Consider the following 10,417-nt stretch of genomic DNA (forward strand, 5'->3'; position numbering starts at 1 on the left):
CCTCATGAGGCGGGCCAGGGGACCCGGCCCAGGACCCGCCGGCCGAGCTCCATGCCTCGCCCGCCGAGGACGCGAGCGTCGAGCCGGCGGAGGGCTCCTCTCCAGCCGTCTCCGAGAACCCATGCTCTTCGACGCCTCGCCGCCGCTGCGAACCGGGCGGCCGCGCGCGCGAGATCGTCGCGGCCGGCCTCCCGGAGCGGCGCGACCAGGGGCGCCCAGAAGACCGCGGAGTCGTCGTGGAGCTCCGAGCGCCAGATCCGCTCCGCGGTCAGGGTCCCGCGCGGAAACGACTCCGCGCGGTCGAGCGCGCCGCAGACGAGGATCTCCGCCAGCGTGCGCAGACACTTCTCGCATCGGCCGCAGTTCGGCGCCTCGGGCGCCGGCCAGGAGTGACAGACGAAGAGGTGGCGCAGCGCGGGGTGAGCGGCGATCCCGCGGACCTTCTCGAGCCGGCTCCGATCGGCGCCGTCGTGCCGGATCTCGACGGCGCCGGTCGAGAAGAGCGCGTCGAGCTCCGGGTGCGACCCGGAAGGCATCAGCCCGGACGCGAGGTGGTGTGCCGACGCGAAGGACGCGCTCGTCACGGTGCCCGCGAGCAGGTGTACGCCCGAGAGGAAGGCCGATCCGTACCACCGCCGCTGGAAGAACATGTAGCTCGGCTCGATCTCGACGAGGTTCGTCCGGATCTCGACGAAGCGCGATCCCGTCGCGCGAGCCATCGCTTCCGCGGCCCTTCGGCTACGCTCCGAGACGCTCTCCACGGCGGGAGAGCCGGGCGGGCCGACGTAGCCGACCCCCGAAACGTGGACGACGTCCCGGAACGAAGCGAGATCGGGAGGCGGGAACCGCGAACGGTTCCGGAGGAGCAGGTCGAGCGAGTCGACGCCTCCCGAAAGGAGAACGGCGGCGCGCGGCATCTCTGCCTTCCGGGGTGCCGCGAAGCCGCGCGAAGGCTCGACAAGGGCAGAGACGCGCCGGTCGCGATACCAGGAGCCGAGGAGGGCGAGGGCCGAGGAGAGGCCGTCGCGGAGCCGCGGGCAGATCGTCCCCTCGATCGCGACGCGCCGCTCGCCGCGCCCGAACGCCGGGACGGCGCACGCGAGGAGGAACGCTTCGGCGGCGGGGCGGACGTCGCTGCCGGCTTCGCCGTCGACTTCGAACCAGAGCGTCATCGGCGGGCGATCGACCTCCTCCCATTCGACGCGGGCCGAGGCGCGGACGCCGTTCGGGATGGAGGTCCTCTGGAGGTCGGTGATCTTCAAGAGTTACGGGAGTTTTCGGCTCTCCCGAGGGCGGGCAGCTTAACGGAGCCCGGCCGAAAGTGTCAAACACGGTCCTCACAGACGGCCGCGGGTGATCCATCTCCGTCGATGGCGTTGGAGAGGCGTCAGAAGCGCGGCGAGGCGCGAGCCCGGTGGGATGCGGTCGTCCCGCCCGAGGCCGCAGCGTACCGAAAGCGTACTTTAAGGCCGCGGGCGGGGCGAATGCGGTCGTCCGGCTCGATGCATCGCCGCGCCTGCTTCAGGCGGAGGTGGCGCCGTCGGCGACGACTGTCCCGTCGCGCATCTCGACGATCCGGCTCGTCCGGCGGGCCAGCGTCATGTCGTGGGTGATCACGACGAGCGTGCGTCCCTGTTTCCAGAGCTCGGAGAAGAGGCTCATGATGTCCGTCCCCGAGCTCGTGTCGAGGTTCCCCGTCGGCTCGTCGGCGAGCAGGATGTCGGGCTCCATCGCGAGCGCGCGGGCGATCGCCACGCGCTGCATCTGGCCGCCCGAGAGCTCGGTCGGCCGGTGCTCGCCCCGGTCGGCCAGGCCGACGCGGGCGAGGAGCTCCTCGGCGCGCCGCCGCCGTTCCTTCGGGGGGACGCCGCCGAAGAGCATCGGCATCTCGACGTTCTCGATCGCGGTGATCTGGGGCAGCAGGTTGAAGCTCTGGAAGACGAAGCCGACCCGCCGGTTGCGGACGTCGGCGAGCGCGTCGCGCGAAAGCCCCGCCACCCGCTCTCCGGCGAGCGCATATTCGCCCCCGGTCGGCGTGTCGAGGCAGCCGATGAGGTTCATCAGGGTGGACTTCCCGGAGCCGGAAGGGCCGACGATCGCCGCGAACTCTCCGCGGCGGATCTCGAGGTCGATCCCCTTCAGCGCCTCGACCTTCACGCGGCCGGTGTCGTAGATCTTCCGGATCTCCTTCATCGCGATGATCGGCCCGCCGTTCGTCGCGGCGGACGCCTCGGGACCTCTCTTCGGGTTTCTACTCATAGCGCAGGGTCTCCGCGGGATCGATCGCCGCGGCCCGCCGGGCCGGGAAGTAGCCGGCGGCGAGCCCGATCGCTCCCAGAATGAAGGTCGTCACGGCGCCGATCGGCGCCGAGATCCGGGGATGGCCGAGGTAGCCCATCACCTCGCTCGAGTCGAGCGGAATCAAGGAGAGGAGGGTGACGAGAGCGAGCGCGATCGCGATCCCGGCGGCTCCGCCGACGAAGGTGTAGAGCGTCGCCTCGAGGACGAACGGGCCCGTGATCCAGCGCGGCCTCGCGCCGAGCGCCATCTTCACGCCGATCTCGCGCGTCCTCTCCTTCACGACGGCATACATGATGTTGGCGACCCCCACGCCGCCGACGATCAGCGTGAGCGCGCCGACGATTCCGAGGAAGACCTGGATCCCGAGCAGCATCTGCGCTTCCTCCTTGTTGTCGGAGACCGTGTCCCACACTCCGAGCGCCCGGTCGTCGCCGGGATCGAAACGGTGGCGCGCGCCGAGGACGTGCCGCAGGCGGTCGAGAGCGGCCGGCATCTGCGTCGGGTCGGCGACCCCCACGACCAGGTTGTCGAGGTTCTGGTGTCCGAACATCGCGAGGAACGTCGGCAGCGGGATGAACGTCTGGTTCTCGTCCTGGTTCATGTAGCTGTTGTCCTGGATTCGGTGCTTCAGCACTCCGATGACGAGGAACGGGGCGTTCGCGACGAGGATCGTCTTCCCGACCGGGTCTTCGGTTCCGAAGATGTCCTTCGCCTGCTTGTCGCCCAGGAAGATCACGCGCCGCGAGTCGCGGATGTCGCGGCCGTCGATGAACCGACCGCCGGGCACCGGCCCCTGGTTGCGCCACGTCCGGTAGGGCGCCTCGACGCCGACGACGCTCCCGTTGACGGTCTTGCGCCCGTAGACGAGCGGGACGCGTCCCTTCTGGATTTCGCCGATCACCGTCGCGACGTCGGCCATCCGCGCCTGCGCGTACTCCGATTCGCTTTCGGGGAACACGAGGCGGCGGCCCGGCGGCATCCCGGCGAACGGCTTCGTCGTCTGCCCCGGCCAGATGATCGCGATGTCCTTCCCCATCCCCTGGGAGTTCCGGATGAGCTGCTCCCGGAAGCCCTGGCCGAACGCGAGGAGGAGCAGGACCGAAACGGTCCCCCATGCGATCGCGGCGACCGTCAGCACCGCCCGCTTCCTCTTCAGCCGCGCCGTCTGCAGGAAGAGGTGCAGAACCACCGCGAACGTGGAGGCGCGGGGGGTTTTCGCACTCACAGCTTCATCGCCACGACCGGGTCGAGCCGCGACGCCTCCCTGGCCGGGAAGTACCCCGCCAGGAACCCGATCGTCCCGAGGACCGCCGCGGTCACGAGCGCGATCACCGGGGAGAGCTCCGGGCGGCCGATCGTGTCGCCGAGCCCCTTCGTCGGGACCGCGAGGCAGATCACGAGCGAGAGAAGCAGCCCGATCGCGCCGCCCGTTCCGGTCAGCACCATCGTCTCGACGAGGAGCTGCCGGAGCACGAACCTCTCCCGGGCGCCGAGCGCCATCTTGATGCCGATCTCGCGCGTGCGCTCGTCGACGATGACGTTCATGATGTTCGACACGCCGATGCCCCCGACGATCAGCGTCAGGACGCCGATGATCCCGAGGAACAGGTTGAACGCGAGGAAGAAGACGTCGAAGAAATGGAACTGCTCGGTCGTGTCCCAGATCGAGAGCGCTTCCTTGTCGTTCGGATCGAAGCCGGTCCGGCGGGCGAGGATGCCTCGCACCTCCGCGATCGCCTCCTTCGAGGGGCGCGAAGGCTTCGGCTGGAAGATGATGTTGTTGCAGTACTTCTCGCCGATGAGCACCCGCATCGTGCTCGCGGGCACATAGATCTTGTTCGCGTCGCGCCCGCCGTACGACGAGTTCTGGAGCTTGTGCGTCTGCACGCCGATCACGAGGAACGGCGTGTCCTGGATGAACACGGTCTTCCCGACGACCGGGTCCTTCCCGAACATGTCGGTCGCGAGCTTGTCGCCGACGAACGCGACGCGCCGCTGTCCGGAGATGTCGAGCGGGTCGAGGAAGCGCCCGCCGGCCTGGGGGTTGAGGTTGCGTACCTCGCCGAAGAAGGGATTGACGCCGGAGACCCCGACGTTGAATGTCTTCGCCCCGACGCGGACTTTCAGCTCTTTCCGGTATTCCGAGGAGATACCGGTGATCTGCGTCGCCTGCGCGCGGACGGCCTCGATGTCCTCTTCCGCGACGCGGACCTTGCGCCCCTTTCCCAGCCCGTTGTACGGGACCGACGTCAGGCCCGGCCAGGCGATGACGATGCGGTCGCCGAGCCCCTTGACGCGGCGGATCTGCTGATGCTTCAGGCCCACGCCGAAGGCGAGGAGGAGCGACACGGCGGTCGTCCCCCACACGATCCCGAAGAGGGTCAGCAGCGTTCGCAGCTTTTGCGACCGCAGATCGCGCCAGAGCTGCCGGAAGGCTTCGGTCATCGGCCTTCCACGATCACGTCCCGAGTCTGGCGGGTCGGCAAGATCCTGTTGTCACCCCCGCGAAAGCGGAGGTCCAGGTCTCTGGATTCCTGCTTTCGCAGGAATGACACGAAGTCTCCCAAGTAGTTCCGAACGACACGCGATTTCTCAGGCCGCTCCGTCACGACGCCGTGATTTCCTTCGGCGGCTTTTCGACGAGCTTCTGGCCGGCGGAGACCCCGGAGACGATCTCGACGTTCAGCCCGTCCGAGATTCCGACCTTGACCTCCGTCTTGACCGGCTTCGCCTTCGGGTCCGCGGCAGCGACCTCGACGAACGCCTTGTTGCCGCCGTCCTCGAATTCGACGAGGCGCTCCGGGATCGTCAGCACGCCCTTCTTCTCCCGGATGACGATCTCGGCGTTGGCCGAGTACCCGGCCCGGAGCATGACCTCGCTCCCGGGATCGAGCTCGACCCAGACGTCGAACAGGGTCGCGCCCTCCTTCTGCTGCGCCTGCGGTGCAATGCGGGTGACGCGGCCGGTGACCGTATCCGAGGGGAGAGCTCCGACCTTGATCCGCGCCGGCATGCCGACGGCGATCTTCCCGACGTCGATCTCGTCGATCGTCCCCCGGAAGAGGAGATCGCTCATGTCGGCAATCGACGCGAGCTCGGTCCCGGGCTGGTACGGCGTCAGGGGAACGACCGGCTCGCCCGGGTTGACCGTGCGGGTGAGGATGGTCCCGGCCGCCGGCGCCCGGATGATCGACTCGAGCGTGATCCCGCCGCCGCTCACCCGCCCCGTCATCGTGAGCTCCCGCGTCTGGACCGCCTTGTCGAGGGTGATCTTCGCGAGGTCGTAGGTCGTCTTCGCGGAGTCGAGCGCCGACTTCGCGGCGATCCCCTGCTTGTAGAGCGACTGCTGGCGGGCGTAATCGATCTGCGCCTGCTCGAAGGAGCTCCGCGCGGTGTCGACCGCGGTCGAGGCGTCGGTGACGTCGGTCGGGGTGGGGTCCGGCGCGATCTCGAAGAGGGGGTCGCCCGGCCGAACCTTGTCTCCGACCTGGACGACGCACGTCTTCACGACGCCCGAGATCTTCGATTTGATCGAGTACTTCTGGCGCGGCTCGATCTGGCCGACCGCGAGGGCCTTTTCGGTGATGCTCCCGGTCTCGACGCTGACGAGCTTGGTCTTACCATCCTTCTTGTCGGCGCTCGCCCAGGCGTACAGTGCGGCGGCAACCGCCACGATTCCCAGCAAAATAAAGAAGATACGAAAAAGCTTCTTCATCGCGGACCCCCTCCATCCGGCGAACACCGGGCTCGCTTTCCCTCTATGACGTGGATACCGGAAGGAAGTTCTGCGGGAAAGAGGACGGGACGGCTACCGGGGCTTGATCCCGCCCGGGAACTCGCGCGACGCCCGGAGGATCGGCGCCTTCTTCTCGAACGGGATGCCCATGGAGGCGAGCCATTCCTCGGCGCGCTCGCGGGCCCGCCGCTGCTTGAACTGGAAGAAGAGCCCCTCTTCGCGCGGGTGCGCCAGCAGCGCCGCGCGGTAGGCGTCGGAGGGGTCCGCCGCCGAGAGCGCCCGGCGGAGCTCCTCCCGGGTCTTCTCGTCCTCGACTTCCTCGACGAAGAGCTCCATTTCGCCCGCGCCCCGCTCCCCGCGGTCGCGGGGGAGCGCGAGATACCGGCGGGAGCCCGAGAGCTCGGCGTGGCGCGCCGGCTCCCGCGTCTCGACGACCTGCACGACATCTCCCGTCTCCCGGTCGAGGAAGTGCGTGATCTGCTGCGACCGGCTCTCGAAACCGACGACGAGTCCTTCCCAGTCGAGGTTCATTCGACCGTCGGGTCCTTCTCGACCGCGGTCTGAAACGCGGTCGACCAGAGGGCGCGCAGCGGATCGAGCGGGGCGTCGATCACGGTGCGCCCGTCGAGCGCGACGCGGATCGAGCCGCCGGAGACCGTTCCGACGACGGAAAACGGAACGCCGGCGGAGGCCGCCCGGTCGCGGAGCGTCTCGGCGTTGCCGCGCGGAAAGCTCACGAGGGCGCGGCCCGTCGACTCGCCGAAGAGGACGGCCGACGGGCGGACACCTTCGGACACGAGCGTGATCCGCGCGCCGAGCCCCCGCGGAAACGCGCTCTCGCACAGGGCGACCGCGAACCCGCCGTCGGAGACGTCGTGCGCGGAGGAGAGGAGCGAAGCCACTGCGGCGCCGACGAGGAACTCGATGAGGTGCTTCTCGGCCGGCAGGTCGAGCGATGGGCAGGGTCCCTCGTCGCGTCCGCGGATCACGCGCAGGAACTCGGAGCCGCCGAGCTCGTCTCGGGTCTCGCCGGCGAGAGCGATCAGGTCGCCGTCGCCGCGAAAGCCGATCGAAACGTGCTTCTCGACGTCGTCGAGCAGTCCGACCATGCCGATCGTCGGCGTCGGAAGGATCGCGCGCCCTTCCGTCTCGTTGTAGAACGAGACGTTTCCCGACACGACCGGCGTCTCGAGCGCGCGGCACGCCTCGGAAATTCCTTCGACGGCGAGGGCGAACTGCTCCATCACCTCGGGTTTCTCGGGGCTCCCGAAGTTGAGGCAGTCGGTGACGGCGAGGGGACGCGCGCCGGTCGCCGCGATCGAGCGCGCGCACTCGGCGACCGCGATCGAGGCCCCCGTCTTCGGATCGAGAGCGCAGAAGAACGGGTTGACGTCGGTCTTGAGCGCCAGGCCCCTCTGATGCGCGGACGGCCGTCCGGGCTGCCCCGCGCCCGAGTCGTCGACCCACATCGTCGCCTTCAGCCGGATCACGGCGGCGTCGCCGCCGGGGCGCTCGACCGTGTTCGACCGCACCATGTGGTCGTACTGGTTCCAGATCCATCTTTTTTCGGCGATGTTCGGCGAGGCGAGAAGCCGTTCGAGGCACTGCCGGTAGTCGGCCGGCTCGGGCTCCTCCGTCCATCGGAACGGACCCCCGGCGGCCGGAAGCGGCGCGCGCGGCCGGCGGTACACCGGCGCCCGGTCGGCGAGCGGGCCGACCGGCATGTCCGCCACGACCTGGCCGTGAAACTTCAACACGACGCGCCCCGTGTCGGTCACCGTCCCGATCCGCACCGCGTCGAGCTCCCACTTGTGGAAGACGGCGAGTACTTCCGCGAGCCGCTCGGGCCTCGCGACGAGGAGCATCCGCTCCTGGGATTCGGAGAGCATGATCTCGTAGGGCGTCATCCCCGGCTCGCGCGTGGGGACGTCGGAGAGCTCGATCTCGAGGCCGGCGCCGCCGCGCCCGGCCATCTCGAAGGAGGACGACGTCAGTCCCGCCGCGCCCATGTCCTGGATCCCGACGACCGCGTCTCCCTTGAAAATCTCGAGGCAGGCCTCGAGGAGCAGCTTCTCGGTGAACGGGTCGCCGACCTGGACGTTCGGACGCTTCGACGCCGCTCCGCCTTCGCCGAATTCCGCGGACGCCATCGTCGCGCCGTGGATCCCGTCCCGGCCGGTCTTCGAGCCGACGTAGACGACCGCGTTCCCGGGCCCGGCGGCCGTTCCCTTGAAGATGCGCTCGCGCCGGACGAGGCCGACGTTCATGACGTTGACGAGGATGTTCCCGTTGTACGCCGGATGGAACGTCGTCTCGCCGCCGAGCGTCGGGATCCCGATGCAGTTGCCGTAGCCGGCGATGCCCCGCACGACGCCGTCGACGAGGTGGCGCATGCGCGGCGCGTCGAGGTCGCCGAATCGCAGGGAGTTCAGCGACGCGATGGGCCGCGCGCCCATCGTGAAGACGTCGCGCAGGATCCCGCCGACGCCGGTCGCCGCGCCCTGATACGGCTCGATGAAGGACGGGTGGTTGTGCGACTCCATCTTGAAGGCGGCGCAGAGGCCGTCGCCGAGATCCACGACGCCGGCGTTCTCGCCGGGGCCCTGGACGACCCGGGGACCGGTCGTCGGGAAGGTCTTGAGGTATATCCGCGACGACTTGTACGAGCAGTGCTCCGACCACATCGCGGAGAAGATCCCGAGCTCCGTGATCGTCGGCTCGCGTCCCAGGATCTCGAGGATGTTCCGGTACTCCTCGTCGGTGAGCTGGTGCTCGGCGACGAGATCGGGTGTGATCGAGGTCATCTCCCGCTAATTTATCTCATCCGGCTTGGAAAGCGTCTCGTGTCCGCGCTCCCGCTCTTTGGCGCTCCGCACGCTCTTTTCCTCGGGCTCTCCGAAAAGCGCCGGCTCGAGGTATGTTCCCTGTTCCTGTTCCGGCTTGATCTCCTCGACCGGAATGCGGTGCGCGTCGGCCCAGGCATCGTGACGGATGCCGGTCACCATCCAGGATACTTCCGCTCCGGGAACTCCGCCGGCGATTCGAAACGTGTTGCCACTCACCTTCTGCGCGACGTAGAGGCTCGGCTGAGGCGTTCCGATCGCCGTGAGCTGGTACCGGAAATCGCGATTCAACGCCTCGAACCAATCGGGAAGCGTGATCGTGGCCGTGCCCGACGTATCGAGAGTCGTCACACCGTCGTAGATGTTCTTCATGTCGGGAGACTCGACGAAGGAGTGGGAAAGGTACTTGTGGGCGGGATCGAGCGGATGGTCGATCTTGAAGGAACCACCCAACTTCGAAAGCGTGCCGTTGACGTGGACGTCACCGTCGAAGTAACCGGCATAGCTCGCGCCGTGGCTGTTGCCGTAAATGGCGTACGCCCCTGCGTGACCGGTCTCTCCGTACACGCCGACACCGCTGCTGCTGTCTTCTCCATGAACTCCGGCACTGAAGCCCCCGCTCGAGCTCCGCCCGTCGACGCCATCGAGGGCGCTGCTGCCGAACACGCCGTAGTTCTGCCCGGCCAGGTAGCCGACGGTTCCGGTGGTCAGGTTTTGGCCCTGAACTCCCGCGGCTGTCGCAAAGCTCGTCTCTCCGATGATCCCGTTGCCGGCGAGGCTGTTGCCCTCAATCCCGGTCCCTTTGTTATTGAAGCCGAAGACGCCGACTCCGTCGGAGGAGGAGGCGTTTCCGTAGACGCCGATGCCGGCCGTGCCGGCGCCCGCGGACCCGAGAACGCCATACGATGCACCCTCTCCCCAGACGCCGGCGCTGGCTCCGCTCTTGCCGTATACGCCGGAATTCTCTGTATTGGTGACGGAAAACGCCGGATGGTCAGAAATGGAGGTGGTCCCCGCATAAGGCAAAGTGAGCCCACCCCCTCCCGTCACCGCGTCGATCGTGATCGTCTTGCCGCTGACGTTGACCGTCGTGTTGGCGCCGTGCGCGATCGTCAGCGCCCCCGTCAATCCGTTCAGGCTCGTCACCCCCGCCGTTCCCCCGCCGCTTCCGAGGATGTCGTCGCGGAAGCTCATCTCGAACCCCGAGGAGTCCTGGGACACGTTGGCGACCTGGGCACCGGCGAGAAGGACCGAGCCGGTCCCCTCCGTCACCGTCGCTGTGATCCGGGCGTTCGTCGTGTGGATTCCGGAGACGACGTCTCCCACTCCCGGCTGGAGCTGTTCGTACGGAGAGAGCGGGAACGCCCTCTGCCCGAGCAGCGCACCGGTGCCGTCGAAGACCTGGACGTTGACGGTCGGCGATCCTCCTCCCGTCTCGACGAGACCGAAGTTGTACCGGAAATCTTCCGAGCCTCCCTGGTCCACCCCCTGGATCGACGCCGACTGCCCCGCCGATATCGAGAAGCTCTTCGGCACC

General features: G+C 68.3%; 8 protein-coding genes. All 8 read right to left on the bottom strand.

Translation table 11 applies throughout. The features are described 5' to 3' along the window. Positions 1-2: 2 nt before the first annotated feature. Positions 3-1,262 (bottom strand): hypothetical protein, encoded by a 1,260-nt coding sequence (locus VKH46_07585; protein HKB70690.1) that lies wholly within the window; start codon positions 1,260-1,262, stop codon positions 3-5. 259 nt (positions 1,263-1,521) lie between these two features. After that, on the bottom strand, positions 1,522-2,259 hold the full coding sequence (locus tag VKH46_07590; GenBank protein ID HKB70691.1) for an ABC transporter ATP-binding protein: 738 nt from the start codon (positions 2,257-2,259) through the stop codon (positions 1,522-1,524). Beyond that, a complete protein-coding gene (locus VKH46_07595) occupies positions 2,252-3,526 on the bottom strand; it encodes an ABC transporter permease (GenBank protein ID HKB70692.1) in 1,275 nt (424 codons plus the stop codon). The genes VKH46_07590 and VKH46_07595 overlap by 8 nt, the downstream gene beginning before the upstream one ends. Continuing rightward, positions 3,523-4,746 (bottom strand): ABC transporter permease, encoded by a 1,224-nt coding sequence (locus VKH46_07600; GenBank protein HKB70693.1) that lies wholly within the window; start codon positions 4,744-4,746, stop codon positions 3,523-3,525. The genes VKH46_07595 and VKH46_07600 overlap by 4 nt, the downstream gene beginning before the upstream one ends. 160 nt (positions 4,747-4,906) lie before the next feature. Continuing rightward, positions 4,907-6,016 carry an efflux RND transporter periplasmic adaptor subunit gene (locus VKH46_07605; GenBank protein HKB70694.1) on the bottom strand — a complete coding sequence of 370 codons (1,110 nt, stop codon included), beginning with the start codon at positions 6,014-6,016 and terminating at the stop codon, positions 4,907-4,909. Positions 6,017-6,109: 93 nt separating this feature from the next. Further along, a complete protein-coding gene (locus VKH46_07610) occupies positions 6,110-6,568 on the bottom strand; it encodes a UPF0158 family protein (protein HKB70695.1) in 459 nt (152 codons plus the stop codon). Then, a complete protein-coding gene (purL, locus tag VKH46_07615; protein ID HKB70696.1) occupies positions 6,565-8,841 on the bottom strand; it encodes a phosphoribosylformylglycinamidine synthase subunit PurL in 2,277 nt (758 codons plus the stop codon). The genes VKH46_07610 and purL overlap by 4 nt, the downstream gene beginning before the upstream one ends. A 6-nt stretch (positions 8,842-8,847) precedes the next feature. Then, positions 8,848-10,417: hypothetical protein (locus tag VKH46_07620; GenBank protein ID HKB70697.1), on the bottom strand; the 1,570-nt coding region annotated here is incomplete at its 5' end.

Source organism: Thermoanaerobaculia bacterium, from assembly GCA_035260525.1.
Classification (GTDB): Bacteria; Acidobacteriota; Thermoanaerobaculia; order UBA5066; family DATFVB01; genus DATFVB01.

Coding starts and splice junctions, on each gene's coding strand:
- purL (HKB70696.1), bottom strand. CDS start 8,841: ATGACCTCGATCACACCCGATCTCGTCGCCGAGCACCAGCTCACCGAC.
- VKH46_07605 (HKB70694.1), bottom strand. CDS start 6,016: ATGAAGAAGCTTTTTCGTATCTTCTTTATTTTGCTGGGAATCGTGGCG.
- VKH46_07590 (HKB70691.1), bottom strand. CDS start 2,259: ATGAGTAGAAACCCGAAGAGAGGTCCCGAGGCGTCCGCCGCGACGAAC.
- VKH46_07600 (HKB70693.1), bottom strand. CDS start 4,746: ATGACCGAAGCCTTCCGGCAGCTCTGGCGCGATCTGCGGTCGCAAAAG.
- VKH46_07610 (HKB70695.1), bottom strand. CDS start 6,568: ATGAACCTCGACTGGGAAGGACTCGTCGTCGGTTTCGAGAGCCGGTCG.